The sequence below is a fragment of the Streptomyces sp. YPW6 genome, assembly GCF_018866325.1.
In the GTDB taxonomy this organism is placed as follows: Bacteria; Actinomycetota; Actinomycetes; order Streptomycetales; family Streptomycetaceae; genus Streptomyces.
Map to the genome: position 1 here is coordinate 4,637,835 of NZ_CP076457.1, position 21,401 is coordinate 4,659,235.

Annotated in this window: 19 protein-coding genes; 8 read left to right on the plus strand and 11 right to left on the minus strand. The window is 72.1% G+C overall.

Translation table 11 applies throughout. From position 1 onward, the window contains the following. The first annotated feature begins 79 nt into the window (after positions 1 to 79). Positions 80 to 640, plus strand: coding sequence for a GNAT family protein (locus KME66_RS20615; RefSeq protein WP_216324625.1), 561 nt, complete (start codon positions 80 to 82; stop codon positions 638 to 640). 64 nt (positions 641 to 704) lie between these two features. On the opposite strand, the gene KME66_RS20620 is transcribed toward KME66_RS20615, so the two are convergent. Next, positions 705 to 1,865 (minus strand): helix-turn-helix domain-containing protein, encoded by a 1,161-nt coding sequence (locus KME66_RS20620; RefSeq protein ID WP_216324628.1) that lies wholly within the window; start codon positions 1,863 to 1,865, stop codon positions 705 to 707. Between the two features lie 542 nt (positions 1,866 to 2,407). Between KME66_RS20620 and KME66_RS20625 the strand changes: the two genes are divergently transcribed. The 3 genes from KME66_RS20625 to KME66_RS20635 all read left to right on the plus strand — a co-directional run bounded on the left by KME66_RS20625 (position 2,408) and on the right by KME66_RS20635 (position 5,352). Further along, a complete protein-coding gene (locus KME66_RS20625; protein ID WP_216324631.1) occupies positions 2,408 to 2,734 on the plus strand; it encodes a hypothetical protein in 327 nt (108 codons plus the stop codon). A 58-nt stretch (positions 2,735 to 2,792) separates the two neighbouring features. Then, positions 2,793 to 3,413, plus strand: a complete 621-nt coding sequence (locus KME66_RS20630; RefSeq protein WP_253208606.1) for an alpha/beta hydrolase — start codon at positions 2,793 to 2,795, stop codon at positions 3,411 to 3,413. A gap of 397 nt (positions 3,414 to 3,810) precedes the next feature. Then, entirely contained in the window at positions 3,811 to 5,352 is a 1,542-nt protein-coding gene (locus KME66_RS20635; protein WP_073225272.1) for a sodium:alanine symporter family protein, read from the plus strand. A gap of 54 nt (positions 5,353 to 5,406) precedes the next feature. On the opposite strand, the gene KME66_RS20640 is transcribed toward KME66_RS20635, so the two are convergent. The 3 genes from KME66_RS20640 to KME66_RS20650 all read right to left on the minus strand — a co-directional run bounded on the left by KME66_RS20640 (position 5,407) and on the right by KME66_RS20650 (position 7,609). Then, positions 5,407 to 6,258 carry an EamA family transporter gene (locus KME66_RS20640; protein WP_216324634.1) on the minus strand — a complete coding sequence of 284 codons (852 nt, stop codon included), beginning with the start codon at positions 6,256 to 6,258 and terminating at the stop codon, positions 5,407 to 5,409. Beyond that, complete coding sequence (locus KME66_RS34055; RefSeq protein WP_253208429.1) at positions 6,255 to 6,407, minus strand: hypothetical protein; 153 nt, start codon at positions 6,405 to 6,407, stop codon at positions 6,255 to 6,257. The genes KME66_RS20640 and KME66_RS34055 overlap by 4 nt, the downstream gene beginning before the upstream one ends. A 329-nt stretch (positions 6,408 to 6,736) precedes the next feature. After that, on the minus strand, positions 6,737 to 7,609 hold the full coding sequence (locus tag KME66_RS20650) for a hypothetical protein (RefSeq protein ID WP_253208430.1): 873 nt from the start codon (positions 7,607 to 7,609) through the stop codon (positions 6,737 to 6,739). 133 nt (positions 7,610 to 7,742) lie between these two features. On the opposite strand from KME66_RS20650, the gene KME66_RS20655 reads away from it, so the two are divergent. Continuing rightward, positions 7,743 to 10,130, plus strand: coding sequence for an ATP-binding protein (locus KME66_RS20655; protein WP_253208431.1), 2,388 nt, complete (start codon positions 7,743 to 7,745; stop codon positions 10,128 to 10,130). After that, positions 10,127 to 10,783 carry a response regulator transcription factor gene (locus tag KME66_RS20660; protein ID WP_073225279.1) on the plus strand — a complete coding sequence of 219 codons (657 nt, stop codon included), beginning with the start codon at positions 10,127 to 10,129 and terminating at the stop codon, positions 10,781 to 10,783. The genes KME66_RS20655 and KME66_RS20660 overlap by 4 nt, the downstream gene beginning before the upstream one ends. 260 nt (positions 10,784 to 11,043) lie before the next feature. Here KME66_RS20660 and KME66_RS20665 read toward each other — a convergent pair whose 3' ends face one another. Next, positions 11,044 to 12,684, minus strand: a complete 1,641-nt coding sequence (locus KME66_RS20665) for a penicillin-binding transpeptidase domain-containing protein (RefSeq protein ID WP_216324637.1) — start codon at positions 12,682 to 12,684, stop codon at positions 11,044 to 11,046. Positions 12,685 to 13,076: 392 nt separating this feature from the next. Between KME66_RS20665 and KME66_RS20670 the strand changes: the two genes are divergently transcribed. Next, on the plus strand, positions 13,077 to 13,232 hold the full coding sequence (locus KME66_RS20670) for a hypothetical protein (RefSeq protein WP_010059700.1): 156 nt from the start codon (positions 13,077 to 13,079) through the stop codon (positions 13,230 to 13,232). A gap of 306 nt (positions 13,233 to 13,538) precedes the next feature. Here KME66_RS20670 and KME66_RS20675 read toward each other — a convergent pair whose 3' ends face one another. Together KME66_RS20675 and KME66_RS20680 are read right to left on the minus strand one after the other, a co-directional pair. Beyond that, positions 13,539 to 14,102: a hypothetical protein gene (locus KME66_RS20675; protein WP_216324640.1), complete on the minus strand. Its 564-nt coding sequence runs from the start codon at positions 14,100 to 14,102 to the stop codon at positions 13,539 to 13,541. A 231-nt stretch (positions 14,103 to 14,333) separates the two neighbouring features. Next, positions 14,334 to 16,103, minus strand: coding sequence for a phospholipid carrier-dependent glycosyltransferase (locus KME66_RS20680; RefSeq protein WP_216324654.1), 1,770 nt, complete (start codon positions 16,101 to 16,103; stop codon positions 14,334 to 14,336). 53 nt (positions 16,104 to 16,156) lie between these two features. Between KME66_RS20680 and rsmI the strand changes: the two genes are divergently transcribed. Next, positions 16,157 to 17,071 (plus strand): 16S rRNA (cytidine(1402)-2'-O)-methyltransferase, encoded by a 915-nt coding sequence (gene rsmI, locus KME66_RS20685; protein ID WP_216324657.1) that lies wholly within the window; start codon positions 16,157 to 16,159, stop codon positions 17,069 to 17,071. A 342-nt stretch (positions 17,072 to 17,413) separates the two neighbouring features. On the opposite strand, the gene KME66_RS20690 is transcribed toward rsmI, so the two are convergent. Genes KME66_RS20690 through KME66_RS20705 form a run of 4 tightly spaced genes read right to left on the minus strand, consistent with a single transcriptional unit; the run spans position 17,414 to position 21,400 of the window. Beyond that, positions 17,414 to 18,619, minus strand: a complete 1,206-nt coding sequence (locus tag KME66_RS20690; protein WP_216324660.1) for a serine hydrolase — start codon at positions 18,617 to 18,619, stop codon at positions 17,414 to 17,416. Beyond that, positions 18,616 to 19,557 (minus strand): hypothetical protein, encoded by a 942-nt coding sequence (locus tag KME66_RS20695; RefSeq protein WP_216324663.1) that lies wholly within the window; start codon positions 19,555 to 19,557, stop codon positions 18,616 to 18,618. Before KME66_RS20695 ends, KME66_RS20690 begins: the two co-directional genes overlap by 4 nt. Beyond that, positions 19,554 to 20,696 (minus strand): hypothetical protein, encoded by a 1,143-nt coding sequence (locus KME66_RS20700; RefSeq protein ID WP_216324666.1) that lies wholly within the window; start codon positions 20,694 to 20,696, stop codon positions 19,554 to 19,556. The genes KME66_RS20695 and KME66_RS20700 overlap by 4 nt, the downstream gene beginning before the upstream one ends. Further along, on the minus strand, positions 20,693 to 21,400 hold the full coding sequence (locus KME66_RS20705) for a hypothetical protein (RefSeq protein WP_216324669.1): 708 nt from the start codon (positions 21,398 to 21,400) through the stop codon (positions 20,693 to 20,695). The genes KME66_RS20700 and KME66_RS20705 overlap by 4 nt, the downstream gene beginning before the upstream one ends. Position 21,401 lies beyond the last annotated feature (1 nt).

Below are 21,401 nucleotides of genomic sequence, written 5' to 3' on the forward strand. Positions count from 1 at the left end.
CGGTTGCCCTGCGGGCCTGCGGCCGACCGGCATCAAAAACGAATGGCGAGGGGCGGTCGGCGCGCGGCAGGATGCCCGCATGACCCTGCCCACCCCTGAGTTGACGACCGAGCGCCTGCGGCTGCGGCCGTTCACCGACGCCGACGCGGCACCGCTCTACGCACTGCAGAGCGACGCCCACGTGCTGCGGTACTGGGACTCTCCGCCGTGGACCGATCCGGCCCGCTTCCAGAGCTTCCTCGCGACCTGCCGGAGGATCGAGGAGGAGGGCTCGGGGGCGCGGCTGGCCATCGAGCGCGTCTCCGACGGCTCGTTCATCGGCTGGTGCGGCCTGTTCCACTGGAACCCGGACTTCCGCAGCGCGTCCCTGTGCTACGTCTTCGACGCCGCCGCGTGGGGCAACGGCTACGCCACGGAGACCGCGCACGCGGTGCTGCGGTGGGCGTACGACACCCTGGACCTGAACCGCGTCCAGGCCGAGACCGACACCCGTAACGCGGGGTCCGCCCGGGTCCTGGAGAAGCTCGGCTTCGTCCGTGAGGGCACCCTCCGCGAGGACTGCGTCGTCAACGGCGACGTCTCCGACTCCTGGGTCTTCGGCCTGCTCCGCCGCGACTGGGAGGCAACGGCCGGCCGCTGAGCCCGATGCGGAACCTCGTGGTGGCGGGGGCCTCGCGCACCCGGTGATCTCGGCGCGCGGTCGTTCAGACTGCGGCCTGTGCGTGGGCGGCGCGGGTTTCGCGGCAGTCGCGGCAGTGGCCGGGGGCGGGGGAGCGGAAGGCGCGGTCGCAGTCGTCGCAGGTCTGGAAGGGCGTGACGGTGACGCGGGGGCGGGCGAGCGTGGCGAGGTCGTCGGCGCCGGGAGGCGCGGGCGGCAGCAGCTCGGTGAGGCGGTAGGTGAGCAGCTTGGCCGGGTGCTTGAGGGGGTGCGGCGGGTCGTCGGTGAGGGCACGGCGCATGCCGTCCGGACGGGCCGCGCGTTCGAGCCAGGCCGCCACTCCCGGGACCAGCCGCCTGACGTCGTCCTCGGAGAGGGTGAACTGGGGTGCGTGGCGGTGCAGATCGCTGAGGAACGCGGTGGCCGCGCGGTCCAGCTCCGGGGTGAGCTCGCCAGGCCGGGGGAGAGGGCGACGCGGCGGCTTGGGCGCGGTCGGGGGCGGGACGCGCGGTACGAAGAGCGGGGGCGGAGGCGGGGGAGACACGGGCGGTGTGGGGGAGGTCCCCGGCGCGGGCGGCGGCGAAGGGGGACCCGGCACGGGCGGTGCTGTGGTGGTCCCCGGCGCGGGCGGTGCCGGGGTGGCCTTCTGCGCGGGAGGCGCAGCCGCCGGTACGGACGCGGATACGGGGACGGGTGCCGGGACGGGGGCCGGGACGGCCACGGGCACGTCGACCCGTACCGGCGCGGCGACGGCCACCCGGGCGGGCCCACGTACGGCCGCGTCCGCCGGCGCGGTGGTTCGTGGGTGTGGCTGTGCTGCCGGGTGGTGGGGGTGTGGGAGAGCGGTGGGTTGGTTGCAGAAGACGGTGCGGGTGATGACTTTCTTGTCGGTGAGCCGGTGGCGGATGCGTTGGAGGTAGCCGTGGGCTTCGAGTTCGCGGAGGGCGGCGGCGATGCGTTTCTCGCCTTCGCGGCAGCGGGCGGCGAGTGCCTTGATGCTGACTTCGGTTCCCTGGGGCAGGGACTGGATGAGTACGGCGATCCCGATGGCGGTGCAGCTGAGGTCGGGGTGCTGGGCGAGGTGGTTGCCGACGACGGTGAAGCGGTCGGTGTGCGGGATGACGACGTGGATGACGCCACGGGTGGGGAGAGGTCCGGGAACCTCTGCCAGGGCGCGGGTCAGGGCAGTATTCTGCTGGGTATCCATCGGGGAAGTCCGTTCTTCCTTGGTGGTCAGGCCCTCGGGTGGGATGGCAGTCCCGGTCGGGGGCCGACGTATGTGTGGGGTGTGTTCTGGCGTGAGCATATGCCGGGCAACCTGCTCAAAAGCGAGCCGAGTTGGGAAATGTCACCCATGTGAGTGATGGAGCCCGGACAGCCCCCGCGCGTCCGTCGGATGACCACCGGGGGTGGGTCGGGTGGGGTTCTTTCTCCTGGTTCTTTGGGTAGTTGACGTCGCGCCGCCGTGGGTCGCGCCGACGCACGACCCGGTGGGGCCGTCCCGGATCGCGCCCGCGCGCGACCCGGCCGGGGCGTCACCGTACGAGGCCGATCTCCGCCCGCACCGTCCTGCGCGGGACCGGCTGGGGCGGGTGTCGCAGGGGCGCGCCGAGCTTGGTGCCGCAGCGGGCATCCGGCCCGGTGCGGCGGTCGGAGCCTGCTGCGGTCCGAGTGTCCGGCGGCCGGAGCGTGCGGCGGTTCGAGCGTGCGGCGGTCCGTATAGTGACCGGCGCTGACGAAGGGGAGGGCATGAGCGGGGTCATGAGCGAGGTGCTGAAGCGACGTCCGGTTCTGGGAAGGCTTGCGATCGCGGCCTTCGGCCTGACGGTGCTCGCCGTTTCGAGCTGGTCCGTGAGCGAGCTGGTCAGCGCTGACTTCCCGCAGCGACCCGTCTGGGACCTGGGAAGCGCAGGGCCCTGGGTGGCGTCGTACGCGCGCGCCGTCGCTGCCGGGTCCTGGGGTGCGGCACGGGTCTGCCTGACGCTGGCGGTCGTGGTCCTGGTCCTGCACGCCGTATTGCTGCTCCTGGACATGATCCGCAGGATCGCCGGGCGGTCGGGCCGCTCGGTGACCTGAGACAGCCGCGGAGTTCGCGGTCGGACCGGCCGGACGAACGTCTCCCGCAAGCCTCGACCTGCCTGGTCAGCCGGGGCTCAGCGAGGGTCGGCGGCCTCGCACGCGGCGCATGTCCTGGTACGGCAGGTGGCTCGGCGAGGCGCTCGCGCACGTGGCGCCGGGGCCGGTCGTCGTCGTGGGGCATTCCCTGGGGGGAGCCGTGGCGCTCGCCTGTGACGCCCCGCAGATCGTCGGCCGGGTGCTGCTCTCCAGCGCGGGCATCGTCCGGCTGAGGGTCCCCGCCACCGTCCTGGCCGCCACCGTCCCCTGGCTGCTGCGGCCCACTCCGGCGCGTTCGACGGCGCTGGTCCGTCGCATGGCCGCTCCGGGGCAGGGGCGGGTGCCCGGTGATCTGGGGGAGTGGATGGCGTTGGTCGGACGCTGCTGCCGCAGCAGTCTCGCTCCGCCTCCCCTTCCGTCCGGTCTGCTCCAACTGCGGCGTTCCGTACCCACGTTGGCCGTCTCGGGACGCTACGACCCGTTTCTGCCCCCGCAGATCCTGGGGCCGGGCGCCCGGCGCCGGCTCGGGGCGGAGGTCAGAGTGATCGACGGGGCGGGGCATCTCCTGCTCGACGAGTCACCGGAAGCGGTCCTCGGTGCGGTGCGGGAGTTCTGCGCCGCGCGTACGACGGACACGTGACGTGAACGAGCGCGTCTGCCCGGGGTCCGACGGGGTAGACGAGCGGGGAGTGCTCCGCCCTCCGATAGGTGTCCGATAAACGTATCTCGCGCCCCGCATAACGATGCCGTCACCTCTGCAGTGACTTCAGCGCCGATTCTGCATAATGTGACCCAGCTCACTAAACGTTCGGTGAACACCGTGGTAGAAATGCCCAACTTCGCAGGTGGCAGGACCACCGAGGCGAAGCGCCGGATCCGATCCGGCAGCCAGACCAGGGTGATCAGCGTCGTCGTCCGTACCGCGTGACACACCAGGTCACCGAACCGGACAACGACGTTCGCTCATCCCCCCATCGCACACCGACCGGCGAAGGCACCCCCAAGTCCGCCGCTCCATCGCCATCGAGGTAGCCAACGTGTCACTCGACTCCATCACCGAGAACATCGACGAAGCCGTCAGCGGGTTCTTCGAGCCCATAGCCGGCTGGCTGGGCGACATCGTCTTCTTCTCCGTCACCATCGCCGGGGCGGAGGTGCCGCTCATCGTCACCTGGCTGGTGCTCGCGGGCCTGGTCTTCACCGGCTGGTTCGGCTTCGTCCAGGTGCGCAAGTTCCGTCTGGCCGTGGACGTCGTACGCGGCAAGTACGACGACAAGGACTCCGCCGGCGAGGTCAACCACTTCCAGGCGCTGACCGCCGCCGTGTCCGGCACGGTCGGCCTCGGCAACATCGCCGGTGTGGCCGTCGCCGTCTCCATCGGCGGCGCCGGAGCCACCTTCTGGATGATCCTCTGCGGCCTGCTCGGCATGGCCACCAAGTTCGTCGAGGTCACCCTCGGCGTGAAGTACCGCGAGATCCACGCCGACGGCACCGTCTCCGGCGGGCCGATGCACTACCTGCCCAAGGGGCTCGCCGAGCGCTTCGGGAAGAACGGCAAGTCCCTCGGCAAGGTCCTCGCCGTCCTCGCCTCGATCATGATCCTCTTCTTCGGGCTCTTCGGCGGAAACCTCTTCCAGGTCAACCAGTCCTACGCGCAGCTCGTCTCCGTCACCGGCGGTGAGGACGGCGCGATGGGCTCCTCCGGCGGGGCGCTCTTCTTCGGCATCCTCGTCGCCGCGCTCGTCGGCATCGTCCTGCTCGGCGGCATCCGCTCCATCGCCTCCGTCACCAGCCGGCTCATCCCCGCCATGGCCGGCATCTACATCGCCGCGTGCCTCGTGGTCATCCTGGTCAACGTCACCGCCGTGCCCGCCGCGATCGGCACGATCATCGAGGGCGCCTTCAACCCCGAAGGCGTCGCGGGCGGCATCCTCGGTGCGCTGATCATCGGCTTCAAGCGCGCCGCGTTCTCCAACGAGGCCGGTCTCGGCTCCGCCCCGATCGCCCACTCCGCGGTCAAGACCAAGCACCCCGCGAGCGAGGGCCTGGTCGCCCTGCTGGAGCCGTTCATCGACACGGTCATCGTCTGCACCATGACCGCCCTGACCATCGTCATCGCCAACCCCGCCAGCTGGGGCGAGGCCCGCTCCGGCGAGTCCATCGGCGGCGTGACGATCACCTCGGACGCGTTCGAGACGGTGCTGCCCTGGTTCCCGTACATCCTGACCATCGCGGTGATCCTCTTCGCCTTCTCCACGGTGCTCACCTGGGGTTACTACGGCCTCAAGGCATGGACGCACCTCTTCGGCCGCAGCCGTACCAGTGAGACCGTCTACAAGGCCCTCTACACCCTGTTCGCCGTCGCCGGGTCCCTGCTCACCCTGCAGACCCTCATCGACCTGGCCGACGCGGTGCTCTTCACCCTCGCCGTGATCAACATCATCGGCCTGTACCTCCTCGCCCCCATCGTCAAGCGCGAGCTGAACAGCTTCGTCGAGTACGTGCGGGTCCGGAAGGCCGGCGGCTCCGGCACGACCGGCGGAGACACGGACGACGAGACGACGAAGGCGACCGTCTGATCCCAGCAGCTCCCGATGCCCCTCGCCCCTCCCCGTACGGAGGAGCGGGGGGCATCAACTCGTGTGCAGCATCAGCCCGATGCCCACCACCATCAGCCCCGCGGCCGCGATCCGCGGAGCCCCGAAACGCTCCTTGAAGAACAGCGTGCCGATCGCCGCGCCCACGATGATCGACGACTCGCGCAGCGCCGCGATCGGGGCGAGCGGCCCCCTCGTCTGGGCCCAGAGCACCAGGCCGTACGCGATCACCGACAGCGCCGCGCCGAGCAGGCCGCGGACCGCGTACGGCCTCAGTTGCGTGCGCAGTGCGGCGCGGCGGCGGTAGTACGCGTACGCCGGGATCGCCAGGCCCTCCAGGATCATCAGCCACGCGACGTAGCCCAGCGGGGTGCCGGACGCGCGGACCCCGGCCCCGTCCACCGTGGTGTAACCCGCGATGGCCAGGCCCGTGCCGAGGGCCGCCACGATCGCCGGCCAGTGCGGGCGCTTCCCGGAGCCCCGGATGCCCCACAGGGCCAGGCCGACCAGCCCGGCCGACGCCACCGCCACGCCCGCCGCGGCCCAGGCGTCCGGACGCTCGCCGACGAACACCGCCGCCAGCACCGTCACCACCAGCGGGGCCGTGCCCCGGGCGATCGGGTACATCTGGCCGAAGTCGCCCAGCGTGAACGAACGCATCAGCAGCAGCATGTACGCCACGTGCAGCACGGCCGAGACCAGGAGGTACGGCCAGGCGTCCGCCGCCGGGAACGGGGCGAACAGGGCCAGGGCCGCGCCGATCAGCAGGCCGCCGCCGGAGATCAGGGTGAAGGAGAGCAGCTGGTCCTTGATCGCGTGGGCGATGGCGTTCCAGCCGGCGTGCGTGATCGCGGCCACGAGGACCGCGAGGGCGACCAGCGGGGTCACTCGGAGGTCTCGCGCACATCCGCGACCGTCGCCCCCGAGCGGCGCGCCCCGCCCCGGAGGCCCAGCTCGGCCGGCGCCTCCGCGAAGCGGGGGTGGGCGGGGGAGGCGGGGGCGGCGGGAGTCGTCTCCGCGGTTTCGGGTGCGCTCATGGCTGCACGCTAGCGGTCCGTGCATGATGCACGCGAGGGAGTTCCGCCGGGTGACGCGGCACGGCAGCGGACCGTGCGACCTGGATGCCCCTCCACGGCAGCGGGATGTGAGACCGGGTGGCCAGCCACGGCAGCGGGCTGGGAGACCGGGTGGCCCGCCACGGCAGCGGGCCGTGCGCCTCGGGTGCCCCACGACGGCAGCGGGCCGCGAGACCGGGTGGCCCTCCACGGCAGCGGGCCGTGCGCCTCGGGTGCCCCACGACGGCAGCGGTGCGGCCGCCCCGCCCGGGGCGACCGCACCGCATCCGCGCTCCGCGGTTCAGCGGATATCAGGTCGTGGCGTGCCAGAACACGGCCAGGCGTGCCTGTTCCACGGGCGAGACGCGCTTGTGGAAGCTGGTCCACTTCGTGGAGTACTTGATCCGGCCGTTGTGGCTGCCGGAGGTGGTCGTGATGAGCTCGCCGTGGTTGATCCCGGCCTTGTACTGGACCTCGTGGTCCGCGGTGCCGGCGATGCCGGAGGACTCGGTGACGGTTCCGTCGTCGAACGAGGACACCGTGGTCCAGTCAGTGCTCATGTTGCCGTTCCTGGTGGTGCTCGGCATCTTGTTCCCGAGCGCCTTGAGGAAACTGCTCCCCGGCTTCATGTCCGTGCACTGCCGGGCCTTTCCGCAGAGGACCGCCCTGCTCTTGGTGATTCCGGCATGCGGGGTGCCGAGCGTGACGACGTCCTCGATGTAGAGCTTCTTCGGGAAGCCCGCGGCGCCCTGGTGGGTGTAGTGCAGTGCGGCGCGGACGACCAGACCGCCCATGGAGTGGGCGACGACGTCGACCTTGATGTTCTTCGAGGTGTAGTTCCTGGAGACGTAGTTCGCGAACTTCTTGGCCACGTCCTTGATGGCCGTGTCACGGCTGCCGGTGACATTGGCCGAGCACTTCGTGTTGCCCGAGTAGTAGCCGAAGGTGAGCAGGTTCCCCTTCCACTTCTTGTTCGTGAAGTGCTTGCGGGCGGCGCTGAACGTCTTGGTGCAGTCGTGCTTGCCGAAGGGGGCGTGCCCGTGGACGAAGATGACCCGGTTGCCGGTGCCGTTCGACCGGGACGGCTTGCCCGCCGCACCGGCCGGTGCGACGGCGAGCATGGTGAGGACAGCTGACAGCGCCGCGGCGAGAAGCAGCGTGAACCGCCTCTGAGTTCTCTGCATGAAAGGTTTCCCCGATTCCCCGTCTTCGTGTGTGGTTCTCGCCGGGACGTTAGCCCGGCCCGGTCGGGGGGTGTGACGGTCGTTCGCCCCACATCCGGTGCCACTCGTTCGCCGGGCAACTAACCTCACCCCCATGCGGGGTGGGGGGCACGAGGGAAACAGCGAGCGCCTGGTGAACCGGACCGTCGAGCGGTACGGGGTGTGGCTCCGGTCCGCCGTGGTCGGTCTGTGCGGTGTCCTGGGCCTCGTCTGGGCGGGTGACGTGGATGACGCGGATGTGGGTGCGGCGGTGTCGCTGCTGGCACCCGCCGCCCTGGCCTGCGGTGTGCGCCTGTGGGCGCTTCGCCGGCCGCTCCCGTCGGCGCTGCTCTGGACACTGGACGCGGCGCTGGTGCTGCTGGTGGGACTGTCTCAGCCGGCCCTCGGGGGTGAGGGCGCGAACGCGATGGTGGAAGTGGCCGTCGGCATCAGCGTCATCGCGTTCCAGTTCGAGTGGGCGAGGCGTCCGGTGGCCGGGGCCGCCCTGGCGGTGGCGGGAGGCGTCGCCTGCGTGCTGGGGGACCTGCTCTCCTCGCCCGCGCAGGCCCCCGACCTGGTGCCCCTGGTACGCATGCTGATCCAGGTGGGGCTGTCGAGGGCGGGGTACCTCATCGTCCGGGCGCGGGCCAGGGCGGCCGACCGGTCGGCCGCGGTGAGAGCGGCCCTGCGCCGGGAGGCCGATGTCGCGGCGGCACGGCGGGCGACCGAGCGCGAGTACCTGGCGACCTTGCACGACACGGCCAGCGCGACCCTGCTGATGGTCTCCCAGGGCGACAGCCAGGACTGGTCGTGGCTTCCCCCGCGGGCCAGGCAGGATCTGGAGGCGCTGTCCGCCATGCCCGGTTTCGAGACGGGGAGTGTCGACCTCGCGGCGCTTCTGCGCTGTGTGCCCGAGGGGGAGGGGCGGGCCAGGGTGCGGCTCACGACGCGTATCGAGGGCCCGCTCACGATGCCGTCCGGCCCGGGGCTCGCGATGTTCAACGGTGTCCGGGAAGCCGTCACCAATGTGTCACGCCACGCCGGGGTGCGGGAGGCGGAACTCAGCGCGTGGCGGGAGGGGGCGAACGGTGTCCTCGTCGAACTGTCCGACAGGGGAAGGGGTTTCGACCCGGACACCGTACCGGCGCGGCGCCGGGGCATCTCCGGCTCCATCGTCGGCAGGATGCGCGCGGTCGGCGGCACCGTGACCGTCACCTCGCGTCCGGGCGCCGGAACCCGCGTGCAGTGGCACTGGCAGGACCGGGGCCGGGACCGGGCGCCGCGGACCGGGAACGGGGAGCAGCACACGGGCGTACCGCGCCCGCCGCGCACCCCGGCGCAGCACACGGCCGCGATCCGCTTCATCCGCGGACAGCTCCTCTACGGGGCCCAGCTGGTTGCCCTGCTGATCTGCCTGGTCTGGCAGTTCACCATCTCGCTGCGCCGGCTCCTGGCCCACCAGGGTGTCTACGACCCCGCGTGGGCGCAGGACGCTGGCTTCGTCTGCCTCGTCGCCGTGGCGGCGACCGGGGGCGCCTCCCTGCTGCGTGGCAGGCGGATCCCGCCGGCGGTGCGCGGCTGGTGCCTGGGTGCGGTCCTGGCCGCGTCGGCGGTGAGCGCGTACACGCTTCCGCCGCATCACGCGACGGGCCCGGCGGACTGGGCGTTCGGAGTGGTCGGCTGGCACGCGCTGTTCCTGCTGGCGGACCTGCGGGTCAGGGTGTACGCGGCCTTCCTCGGGGCGCACATCGGGATCAACGCGGCCGCCGTGTTCTGGCACGGGACGCCGACCGCGGCCGAGGCGGCCGTCCTGGGGATCGCCACGGTCGGCAGCTGCGGCCTCCAGCTCTCCGTCGGCGTCCTGATGACCCGTCTGCTGCGCGACACGGCGCCGGCGGCGGGCTCGGCGGCCGCGCGGGAGGAGGAACTGCGGACCCGGGAACGTATCCACGAGCACCTGCAGAACGACCACAAGGAGCGCTACCGCGCGCTGACGGCGACGACGGTGCCGCTGCTGGTGGGCCTCGGCCACGGTGTGCTGAGCCCGCACGACGAGGAGGTCAGACTGCGATGCGGTGTGGAAGGCACCCGTATGCGCCGCCTGTTCGCCGAAGGCGACGCCGTCGCCGACCCGCTCCTGAACGAGCTGCGGGCCTGCGTCGAGGTCGCCGAACACCAGGGGGTGAAGGTGAGCCTGGCCGTGCGCGGCCGGCCGGGCGAGGTGCCGGTGGAGATACGCAGGGAGCTGGTCGACCCGGTGGCGGTGACTCTGGGACGTACCCGCTCGGCCGCCCGCGTGACGGTCGTCTGGACCCCCGGCGCGGTCCGGGTGAGCGTCGTGGGCGTCGACTGCGCGGACGAGCGCACCGGGCCGGCGGCCGTCCCGTCGCCCGGCCGTGGCGCGGACCGGCGGGTGTCCGTGGTAAGAACCAGACACGGTGAAAGCGTGTGGGCAGAAGCGAGTTGGAGCAGACCGGTGCCATCAGGAGTTGACCTGCCATGAGCGACGACATACCGGTCAGCGTGGTCGTCATCGACGATCATCCCGCCATCCTCTCGGGCGTGGAGATGTGGTACGGCGCTTCACCACGGCCCATCACCGTGGTCGCGGCGGGAGCCTCCGTCCGGGAGGCCTGGACGGCTCCGGGCAGCGCGGCCGATGTGGTGGTCCTGGATCTGCAGCTGGGCGAGACCGTCCCCGCCTTCAGCAGTCTCCGGAGACTTGTCGACGCCGGACGGCAGGTGATCGTCTACTCGATGCGGGACGACGAGAAGACCGCGCTCACCTGCCTGGATCTCGGAGCCGCGACCTTCCTGACCAAGAGCGAGGGCCAGGAGCACCTGGTCGAGGCGACGCTGGCGGCAGCCGACGAGCGGCCCTACATGCCGCCCGCGCTGGCCGGCGCGCTGGGCGCGAACGCCCGTGCGGACCGCCCGCAGCTCTCCTCGCGCGAGGAGAACGTGCTGATCGAGTGGTTCCAGTCCGAGTCGAAGGAGCTGGTCGCGCAGCGCCTCGGCATCTCCGTGCGGACGGTCAACTCGTACCTGGACCGTGTGCGGATCAAGTACGCGAACGTGGGCCGCCCCGCGCGCACGAAGGCGAGCCTGGTGGCCCGAGCGGTCCAGGACGGGCTCGTCGACGTGGACGACCTCTGAGGCCCGCCTTGCCTTGCCTCGCCCGGCTCTGACCCGTCCCGTCCGGCCTTGCCTCGCCCCGCCCGGCTCTGACTCGCCCTGACGTGCCCCGCGCTGCCCCGCTCCGATCTGACCCAGCCCGACCCAGCCTGATCCGGTCTGCGGTCTGCGGTCTGCGGTCGGCGTGCTCGGGGACGCGGCGGGCCGTGCGACCCGGATGCCCCGGCGCGGGCGCGGGCGCGGGCGCGGTCCCCGGCACCCGGCGCGTGTCGGTTCCGGTCTCAGCCGCCCGCCTTCAGCACCTCCGCCACGACCGGGCCCGCCGCGTCGCCGCCGTGGCCGCCGGCCTGGACGACCGCCGCCGCCGCGAGGTCGTTGCTGAAGCCGGTGAACCAGCTGTTCGACGTGGCCTGCCCGCCCACCTCCGCCGAACCGGTCTTCGCGCCCTTGTCGCCGCCGACGCCTGCCATGGCCTTCGCGCCGGTGCCCCAGGCGGCCGTGGCGCGCATCATCGTGTTCAGCTGCTGGGTGACGGACGGCGACAGCGAGCGCGAGGCCTTCGCCAGCTCCCGGTCGTTCAGGGACTGCGGGACGATGACGGGCTGGCGGAAGGTGCCGGTGCGGGCCGTCGCGGTGATGGACGCCATGTTGAGGACGTTCATCTGGACGGTGCCCTGCCCGATGTACTGGGCGGCCGCCTCGCCACCCACCTCCTCCGGCACGCTGCCGTCCGTGGTGACCACACCGGTCTGCCAGTTCAGGCCGATCCCGAAGACCTCCCGGGCGATCCTGGGCAGGGCGGCGTCGTCCTTCGTGTCGTCGATCAGCTTGATGAAGGCGGTGTTGCAGGACTTGGCGAAGCTCTGGGTGAAGGTGGAGCCGTCCGGCAGAGCGAAGTGGTCCAGGTTGTGGAACGTACGGGTGTAGTACCTGACGTCTGGCGGGCACTCGGCCGCCCCGTTCGCCGTGACGAGCCCCTTCTCCAGCAGCATCGCGGCCGTGACGATCTTCAGCGTCGAGCCGGGCGCCTGCTTGCCCTGGAGCGCCACGTTGAACTCGGTCACCGGATTGTTGGCCACCGCGCGGATCGCCCCCGTCGACGGCTTCACCGCGACCACCGACGCCTCCGAGAACTTCTTCACCGCCCGCTCGGCCGCCGCCTGCGTGTTCGCGTCGAGCGTCGTCCGGACCTTGCCGGGCTTGCCCTCGGCCAGGGTCAGCAGGTTGACGTCCGGCTGGGACGCGTCGGCGGGCTCGATCCAGGTCTCGATGCCGGCCGAGCCGCCCGCGCTCTCCCCGTACTTCTTGCGCAGGGTGTCCAGGACCGGCCCCAGCGAGGGGTACTTCTCCTTCGTCAGCACCGTCCCGTTGCGGTCGACCGCCTCGATCGCCGGAGTCGAGGACTCGCCCGTCTTCAGCGTCGCGCCCTCCGTCAGCTGCGGATGCACGACGGTCGGCTCCCAGTCCACCAGGGCCTTGCCCGTCGTCAGGCCGCGGACGACCGTCAGCTCCGAGGCGTACGACAGGGGCTTCGACTTCCCCTCGTACGCGACGGTGGCCTTGACCGTGTACGGGACCTTCGTGCCGGTCGCCGGGCCTGGAGTGATCTTCACCTTGCCGATGTGGGCGTCCTCGCCGTACGAGGCGAGCACCGGCTCCGCGCCTGCCTCGTTGTTCGTCAGGAGGGCCGCGGCCGACGCGTCCCCGGCCGCCCACGCCTCGAAGAACTCCTTCGAGGTCTCCGCTATCTCCTCCGCACTCGGCGGCCCCGTCCTCACCTTCGACGACTCGGACGCGCTCTGCGTACCCGCACCGCCCCCGCCGCCCGTGTCCCCGAGCATGCTGTACGCCCCGTAACCGATCCCGCCGGCCACCAGTACGAACGCGCCGCCGACGACGCCGACCTTCGCTCCACTGCGCATCTCGCAGTCCCCCCTCCCCAGGAGCCCCCTTGAACGCGTTCAAGGGGCAACTGTGAGGAACCCTAAGGGATTGCGGCAGGCGGCGAGGGGGTTGTTACCGGACCGGAATGCTTGGCTGGAAAGCGCTCTCTGGCGGGTCTCCCTTCGATGACGGGGCGGCCCCGCAGCCCCCGGTGCCGCCGGGGGCTGCGGGCCTCCGGTGCGCGATCGCGAGAGGGTTTTCGAAGATCTGTGTGGGCGGCGTGTGTGAGAGCCGAATTGCTGGGAACACGGATCTTCGCAACGAGATCCTGGCGATATTCGGAGCCGGGACATTCCGGTGGGGTGCACGAGGCCGTTGTGGAGTGCAGGCGCATACGCGTCTGAACCGACTTGACGATGGGAAACGAAAAATGATCATTCTTGGGCTTATTCTGCTGATCATCGGCCTGCTCGTCGGCATGGGGCTGCTGACGACGATAGGTGGAATCCTCATCCTGGTCGGGGCCATCCTGTGGATTCTGGGTGCGACCGGCCGTGCCGTCGGCGGGCGAAAGCACTTCTTCTGAGCCGCCGCTCCCGGAAAAGCGGGAATTCTGCCGGTGAGGCGGAATTCCGTGAAATGCGGGCGGGCCGCGACGTGTAGTCGTCGCGGCCCGCCCGCATGTTCGCGTTCTCCCCGCTACACCCACGTATCCAGCCACATCCGGTCCCGCCACAGGTCCTCCGGGATCGACGTCCGGGTGGAGAGTGGCCAGAGCTGGACGAGGTCTCTCGCGCTCTACCTCGGAGGCCATCTAGCGGACCAGATGCCCCTTGACCCTGATGGCTACGCCGGGCCGTCTCCGGGCCGTCAGGCCGTCCGGACGGCTACGTCAGGTGTACAGGCGGGCATGCGCGGAACCGGCGAAACTCATCATCTGAGATTGCAGGGCGGAGGTCCTTCCGTCATAGCGGGGTGTTCCACTCGGCGTGCGCGCTCCGTCTGTCGGCGCTTGCTCCAACCACGCGTCAACATCCTCGATCAGCGCATGATGGCTGGTGTAGACGGCGTTCGTGAGATCAGTGACGGCTGTCTGTTCGTCGTCGGGCAGCATGAGCCGCAGGACCCATTCAGCCGCCTGCATCTCCCGTATCCGATCGTGGACGGTGGCTTGCTCGGCCCGGAGCTCGTCCACACCCGGGGCAGAGGTGTGCACGTGCTGCCGCACGATCCGCATCTGGCGGCGTGCAGCATCAACGGACAGGATCAGATCGGAGTAGGCCGCGCGCCTGCGCGCTGTGGTCTCAGCGGCATGAGCGGCGCTCTGTTGCAGCTGGGCCACTTCGACGTGAGCGCGTGCTTGGAGACGGGCGCTGGCCCAGCTGGTGAGGGCTCCGACGACGGCCCCGCTGGCGCCGAGCGCCGCCCCTACGACTACTGCCCACTGCCCGTCCATAGCGCAGACGTTAGGCCCGTCAGGACCCGCCGGGGATACTTTCGCGGATCTTCCCGACAGCCTTGTGCGCGTGGCGTGTTCGGACGTCGAAGAAGCCTGATTGCGCATAGATGGCACATGAAGGGCGACGGCGCCGAGGGAGCCGCCTGTGGGACGTCAGGTGACGGTCCATCGGGCACCGTCACCGACCGGGCCCGGCACCATCAGGTGCCGGGCCCGCCGTTCTCCCCGCTACACCCACGTATCCAGCCACATCCGGTCCCGCCACAGGTCCTCCGGGATCGACGTCCCGGTGTAGAGCGGCCAGAAGTAGATGAAGTTCCAGATGACGAGGAGCACCAGCACGCCCACCGCGATCGCCCCCAGGGTGCGGCGGCGTTCGCCGGTGGGGTCGTGGGCGGTGAGGCCCAGTTCGGCGCGGGCGCCCGTGCCTGCCGCCGGGCCCGCGATCGCGCCCAGCATCATGCTGACCGCCAGGCAGAGGAACGGGACGAACACCACCGCGTAGAAGAGGAAGATGGTCCGCTCCTGGTAGAAGAACCAGGGCAGCCAGCCCGCCGTCACCCCGCAGGCGATCGCGCCCGCCCGCCAGTCGCGGCGGAAGAACCAGCGCCACAGCACGTACGCGAGGGCGAAGGTCGCCAGCCACCACAGGAGCGGGGTGCCGATGGCCAGGACCTCGGCGGCGCACTTGCCCGTGGACGACTCCGCGCAGCCCGTTTGTTCCTCGTAGAAGTAGGAGACGGGGCGGCCCAGGACCAGCCAGCTCCAGGGGTTGGACTCGTACGTGTGGCCCGAGGTCAGGCCGACGTGGAAGTCGTACACCTGGTTCTCGTAGTGCCACAGGCTGCGCAGCCAGTCCGGGAACAGCCAGCTCCAGGAGGAGTCCTTGCCCTCGGTGGCCGCCCAGTCGCGGTAGTAGCCCTTGTCCGTGACGATCCAGCCGGTCCAGGACACGACGTACGTGACGATCGCGACCGGCACCGTGGAGACGAAGGCGGGGATCAGGTCGCGGCGCAGCACGGCCTGGTACGGGTGCACGGCCCCGGCCGTCCGCCGGGCCCCCACGTCCCACACCACCGTCATCAGGCCGAACGCGGCCAGGACGTACAGGCCGTTCCACTTCGTGGCGAAGGCCAGACCCAGCATCACGCCCGCCGCGAGACGCCACGGCCGCCACCCCAGGCGCAGCGTCTCCGCCACCCGGGCGTGCGGGCGCAGCACGCCCTCCTCGTCCACCGGCAGCGCGCCGGCCAGCCTGCGACGGGCGTGGTCCCGGTCCACCACCAGGCAGCCGAACGCCGCCAGCACGAAGAACATGACGATCAGGTCCAGCAGCGCGGTCCGGCTCATCACGAAGTGCAGACCGTCCACCGCGAGCAGCAGACCCGCCAGGCAGCCCAGGAACGTCGAGCGGAACAGGCGCCGGCCGATCCGGCAGAGCAGGAGGACCGAGAGCGTCCCGAGCACCGCCACCATGAACCGCCAGCCGAACGGCGTGAAGCCGAACAGCTGCTCACCGAAGCCGATGATCCACTTGCCGACCGGCGGGTGCACCACATAACCCGGGTCGGTCGGGATCGGGACGGAGGACGGGTCGTTCAGGATCTGCTTGTCGACGTCCTTGGGCCAGGACCCCTCGTACCCCTGGTTGACCAGCGCCCACGCGTCCTTCGCGTAGTACGTCTCGTCGAATATCACCGCGTGCGGCCGGTCCAGCTTCCAGAAGCGCAGCAGGCCCGCGACGAGTGTCACCAGCAGCGGGCCGCCCCAGCCGGACCAGCGCACGAGCCGGTCGGCCATGTGCGGAGGGATCGCGAGCACCGACCACACCTGCCGTCCGGGCCGCGTGTACGGCGGGTCCAGCCGGTCGCGGAGCGAGGTCTCCGGGCGCGGTACATGGCCGAAGCGGCGCAGCCGCCGTTGCCAGGAGGTCGGCTGTTCGCCGGGCGCGTCCCCGGCGTCGTGGCCCCGCTGGGTCTCGGGTGCGGTACTCGTCACCGCGCCATCGTAGGGAACGCACCTGTGCGAAGGGTGTTGCCCGTGCTGCGAGGATGGCTGTTGTGACTGGAACGACTGGAACGCTCGTGCTCGCAGGGACCCCCATCGGCGATGTGGCGGACGCCCCGCCCCGCCTCGCCGCCGAACTGGAGCGGGCCGACGTCGTCGCCGCCGAGGACACCCGGCGGCTGCGCCGTCTCACCCAGGCGCTCGGCATCCACACCTCGGGGCGTGTCGTCTCCTACTTCGAGGGGAACGAGTCCGCCCGGACGCCGGAGCTGGTGGAGGCCCTCACCGGCGGTGCGCGCGTGCTGCTCGTCACGGATGCCGGGATGCCGTCCGTCTCCGATCCCGGGTACCGGCTCGTCGCCGCCGCCGTGGAGCAGGACATCCGGGTCACCGCCGTCCCCGGGCCGAGCGCCGTACTCACCGCCCTCGCCCTGTCCGGGCTGCCCGTCGACCGGTTCTGTTTCGAGGGTTTCCTGCCGCGCAAGGCCGGTGAACGGCTCTCCCGGCTCCGCGAGAACGCCGACGAGCGGCGCACCATGGTCTTCTTCGAGGCCCCCCACCGGCTCGACGACACCCTCGCCGCCATGGCGGAGGTCTTCGGCGCCGAGCGCCGCGCCGCCGTCTGCCGCGAGCTGACCAAGACGTACGAGGAGGTCAAGCGCGGCCCCCTCGGTGAGCTGGCGGTGTGGGCCGGGGACGGGGTACGCGGCGAGATCACCGTCGTCGTCGAGGGCGCGGCCGACTCCGGGCCCGAGGAACTGGACGCCGAGGAACTGGTGCGGCGCGTACGGGTGCGCGAGGAGGCGGGGGAGCGGCGCAAGGAGGCCATCGCCGCCGTCGCCGCCGCGGCCGGGCTGCCGAAGCGGGACGTGTTCGACGCGGTGGTCGCCGCCAAGAACGCAGAGAAGGTCGCCGCCAAGAACGCGGAGAAGGCGGCCGGGAGCGGCCCGAAGGCTTAGCGCGTACGGGCGGGGCGGCCGGGAGCAGCCCGAAGGCTTTGCGCGTACGGGCGGGGCGGCCGTGGGGTGCCCACTGCGGGCCGCACGGCCCTGGCTGCGGCTGTGTGTGCCTGCTGTGGCGGCCGCGGCGGTGCCTGCTGTGGTGCCCTCTTGCCGGATGCCGGATGCCGGATGCCGGATGCCGGATGCCGGATGCCGGATGCCGGTGGTGCGTGCGGTGGTGCGTGCGGTGGTGCCCACTGCGTTGCCGCCTGCCGCCTGCCGCCTGCCGCCTGCCGCCTGCCGCCTGCCGCCTGTCGACGTCGCCGGGATCGCGGTCGGCACCCGCATCTCCCCCGGCGCTCAGGGTGTCCGGGTCAGCAGGTCGTACGCCGTCGCCACGAACGTGTCCGCCCGGTGCACCCGCCGCGTCGCCGTCGCCGCCACCGCGAGCCCCGTCCCCGGGCGGAAGCCCAGGAACGCCTGCTGGCCGAGCGTCGCCCCGGCGTGGAAGAGGACCGGGCCGTACGGGGACGGGTGGTGGAACCAGGTGAGCGTGTGGGTGTGAGCGTGCCGCCATCCGCGTCGCAGCACCGGGCGCTGCACCTCCGCCAGCGGGCCGGCCAGCGCGGGGTCCAAGGGTGCGCCACCTGCCGACGCTTCCCATCCAGGCAACGCCGAATCGGTCGACGCCCGTTCCGTGAACGCCAGGTCTGCCGACGCCAGGTCTGCCGACGTCGGGTCCGTGAGCGCCCGTTCCGTGAACGCCGCGTCCCGGGTGCCGGGCGTGTCCGCCACGCCCGCATGCGCCTCCAGGAACGTCAGCAGGTCCAGCGGCGTCGCCCGGACCGCGCCCGCCGCCCCGAAGCCGCCGGTGTCCAGCGCGGGCACCGGGGTGCCGTCCCGGCGGTGACCCACCGCGTCCGTGCCGTCGGGGCACGTCCGCAACCGGGTCGCGCCCAGGCCCAGCGGGGCCAGCACCTGCTGGTGCAGCAGGACCTCCCACGGGGTTCCGGTGGCCGCCACCAGGGTGTGGCCGAGGACCGAGACGGCGAAGTTCGAGTAGTGCCAGCGGGTGCCGGGGCGGTGACGCGGGCGGGCCCGCAGGAAGGCCCGGACCACCCGGTCGGCCCGGTAGCCGCCGTACGGGTCGGTCGACCAGCGGGGCACCGCCTGCGGGTAGAAGTCGGCGGGCAGGCCCGGCAGCCCCGAGGTGTGGGTGACCAGGTGGCGCAGGGTGATCCGGCGTACCGCCGGGTGCACCGGGAAGCCGGGGGCCAGCAGGTCCGCCGCCCGGTCCTCGTAGCGCACCCGGCCCTGTGCCACCAGCCGGGCCAGCAGCAGCCCCGCGTACGGCTTCGACGCCGAGCCCAGCTCGTAGGCCAGGAGGTCGCGGGGGACCGGGCCCGGCTCCGCGCTCCCGCCGGTGTGCACGGTGCGCACCCCGTTCCGGCTGACCGCCAGCACCAGGTCGGGCGCGTCGACGGCCCGCGCCGCCTCGGCCAGGAGGCGGGCGGTGGCGGCCGGGGAGCCGGGGGCGGTCACCGGGGCCGCCGTCGTGTCCGTCATGCCGGGGCCGGGGAGGCGGAGAGGCCGGACAGGGCGCGGGACATCGCCAGCGCGGAGGCGAACGCGGCGACCAGCGTCGGGTGGTAGACCAGGTCGAACACCGACTCCGCGTCCCCCTCCGGCATCCCGCCGACCACCGGCATCGCCCCGTCCGGCTCCTGGGCCTGCGCGAACCCGGCCCAGGCCGCCGGGTCCAGCGTCGGTTCGGGCAGGCAGGCGTCGACCACCAGCAGCTCGCCGAGCAGGTCCCAGCGCTTCAGGTCCAGCCAGTCGTCCAGCCAGACCGGCAGCCAGAGGGTCAGGTACTCCGCGATGTCGGTGGGGAGCCCGGCCGGTTTCTCGCCCCAGTCGGTGAGGTGGAAGACCGTGTGCGTGATGTCGTAGCCGATGTGTCCCTCGACCGTCCACGGCTCGGCCCGGTGCGCCAGCCAGGTGTGGGCCAGCGCCGCCGTCTCCGGAACGCTCGGCTCCACCCCGAACCGCCGCTCGATGGCGCTGAGGCCGAGCCGCCGCACCGGCAGCACCTCCAGCGCCGCCCAGCTGGCCAGGCGGTGGTTGAGCCGGATCGCGGACTCCAGGTCCGGCTGCCGGTAGCCCAGCTCCCGGAACGGTACGTAGACCTCCAGCGGCACCGGGGAGAGCGGTTCGCGCCGCTGGCCCTCCAGCAGCCGTTTCCCGGAGCCCAGCAGCTCGTGCCAGGCGTGGTCCAGGAGCTTGTGGGCGAGGGAGGACTGCTGCGAGCCGGCCACCCCCTCGCGGAAGATGACCTTCCCGATCAGCGCCAGCTCGCCCAGCGGCTTGAACCGGTCCAGCATCCCCGCCTCCGGGGACGGATCCGCCTCCAGCCGGAAGCCCTCGCGGTGTTCGTACAGCCAGCCCAGGGCCTTCGCCCCGACGTCGTGGATCTGCTGGATGCCGGTGGTGGTGCCGCTGCTCATGGGGTGTGCCTTTCCCGGCCGGGAGTCGTTTCGCGGGTCTGCTCGCCGGTCTGCTCGCGCGTCTGCTCGCGGGTCTGTTCGCGGGTCTGTTCGTCGGCCCGGGTGCCGGTCCGCTCGTCTGTCCGCTCGCCTGCCCGCCGCAGTGAGTCGAGGGACAGGGCCGCCGCGAAGGCCGTCACCAGCGTGGAGTGGTAGCAGTCGATGAAGGGGTACGGGTCGGGCGACGGGTCCTCGGCCGGCACACCCGTCTCCGGGACGCAGCCGGTCGGATGCTGGACGTCGGCCAGCACCGGCCAGACCGCGTCCAGCAGCTCCGCCGGAGCCGGGCCCGGCAGCGACGCGGCCACCGCCAGCAGCTCGCCGGTCAGGTCCCACTGGCCGCTCTCCAGGCAGCCGTCCGCCCACGCGGGCAGCCAGGTCCGCAGATAGCCGTCGATCCTCCCCGGCACCCGGTCGGGCATCCGGCCCCAGTCGGTGAGGTGGAAGACGGTGTGGGTCAGCGCGTAGCCGGAGGGGCCCTCGAACATCCACGGCTCGGACAGACCGCCCAGCCAGGTCCGGGACAGCACACCGCCCGCGTCCGTGTGGGTCACCACCCCCACCCGCCGCTCGGAGTTGACCAGCCCCAGCTGACGGTTGGCGTGCTGCTCGGTGTGGGCCCAGGCGCGGGTCGCGGTGAGCGGGCGGGCCAGCGCCTCGAAGCCCTCGTGGCGCAGCCCGTACCCCGCGAAGGCGGCGTAGATCTCGTACGGGTACGCGGCGAACGGCTCGGCGCGCAGCAGCTCCAGGAGCAGTGCGCCCTCGTGGACCTGCTCCCAGGCGTACGCGACGAGGTCCCCGGCCCTCTCGTGCTCGGGGGTGCCGGGCGCGGTCGTGCGGCGGATCGTCGAGCAGAGCTGGGCCAGTTCGCCCAGGGGCTTCAGCGTGGCGTTGACCTGGGTGTGGGGCTCCAGGACGTCGTCGGGGAGCGCGAAGCGCGGGCGGTGCGCGTCGGTCCAGGCGAGGGCGGAGCTCAGGACGCCGGGGAGCACCGCGAGCGCGGCCCCGGGGAAGGAGCCGCGCTCGCGGGCCGGGCGGCCCTCCGGGCCCGGTCCCGGCCCGGAGCGGCCCTGCGGGTCCTGGGTCGCGGTCGTCGTCACCGGACCCCCGCCTCGCCCATCAGCCGGGCGGCCCGCACATGCAGGGTCACCCGCGGGTCGTGCCCGCCCATCAGCTCGACGAAGTCCAGGCCGCGGTCCAGGCCCAGGGAGGCCGGTTCGCCGCCGATCGCCGCGAGCCAGCGGCCCGCGCCCGCCGCCTGGAGCCAGTCGCGCCGCCGCACCGCGCGCACGAAGCCGCGCGCCAGGTCGACGGCGCGGTTCGCCGCGGCCCGCCGCACGGCCGACGGGGCGGCCGGGACGGCGAGCGGTGCGAGGACCGACAGCTGGTGGGTGAACGCCTGCCAGGGGGCCTCCTCCAGCCAGGCGGCGTCCGGCTCCGCGTACGGGCCGGGGGCGGCCGCTCCCGGTGCGGGCGGCGCCATCCGCTGGAGCGTGGAGATCATGTGCCAGTGGCTCCAGGCCGTGGCGGCCGGAGCGTCGGGCTTGGGCGGGAATTCCCGTACCGCCCGGTCGAGTACGGCGACGTCCCCCGGATGCGGATGACGTCCGTACAGAACACTCGGCAGCAGCAGGTCGGCCCCGATGACCCGTACCGCCGCGATTCCGGTCCGATTCTCCTCGTCGATTCCCGCCGCGCCGCACACCGTGGCGAGGTGGTCCCCGCTCCGAAGAGCGAGGACCACCTCTGTTGCCAGGTCATGCACGGCACCCGCCAGGGGCGACGAAGCATGTGTCTGGTCCATG

Coding starts and splice junctions, on each gene's coding strand:
- KME66_RS20615 (WP_216324625.1), top strand. CDS start 80: ATGACCCTGCCCACCCCTGAGTTGACGACCGAGCGCCTGCGGCTGCGG.
- KME66_RS20620 (WP_216324628.1), bottom strand. CDS start 1,865: ATGGATACCCAGCAGAATACTGCCCTGACCCGCGCCCTGGCAGAGGTT.
- KME66_RS20625 (WP_216324631.1), top strand. CDS start 2,408: ATGAGCGGGGTCATGAGCGAGGTGCTGAAGCGACGTCCGGTTCTGGGA.
- KME66_RS34055 (WP_253208429.1), bottom strand. CDS start 6,407: ATGAGCGCACCCGAAACCGCGGAGACGACTCCCGCCGCCCCCGCCTCC.
- KME66_RS20650 (WP_253208430.1), bottom strand. CDS start 7,609: ATGCAGAGAACTCAGAGGCGGTTCACGCTGCTTCTCGCCGCGGCGCTG.
- KME66_RS20655 (WP_253208431.1), top strand. CDS start 7,743: ATGCGGGGTGGGGGGCACGAGGGAAACAGCGAGCGCCTGGTGAACCGG.
- KME66_RS20660 (WP_073225279.1), top strand. CDS start 10,127: ATGAGCGACGACATACCGGTCAGCGTGGTCGTCATCGACGATCATCCC.
- KME66_RS20665 (WP_216324637.1), bottom strand. CDS start 12,684: ATGCGCAGTGGAGCGAAGGTCGGCGTCGTCGGCGGCGCGTTCGTACTG.
- KME66_RS20670 (WP_010059700.1), top strand. CDS start 13,077: ATGATCATTCTTGGGCTTATTCTGCTGATCATCGGCCTGCTCGTCGGC.
- KME66_RS20675 (WP_216324640.1), bottom strand. CDS start 14,102: ATGGACGGGCAGTGGGCAGTAGTCGTAGGGGCGGCGCTCGGCGCCAGC.
- rsmI (WP_216324657.1), top strand. CDS start 16,157: ATGGCTGTTGTGACTGGAACGACTGGAACGCTCGTGCTCGCAGGGACC.
- KME66_RS20690 (WP_216324660.1), bottom strand. CDS start 18,619: ATGACGGACACGACGGCGGCCCCGGTGACCGCCCCCGGCTCCCCGGCC.
- KME66_RS20695 (WP_216324663.1), bottom strand. CDS start 19,557: ATGAGCAGCGGCACCACCACCGGCATCCAGCAGATCCACGACGTCGGG.
- KME66_RS20705 (WP_216324669.1), bottom strand. CDS start 21,400: ATGGACCAGACACATGCTTCGTCGCCCCTGGCGGGTGCCGTGCATGAC.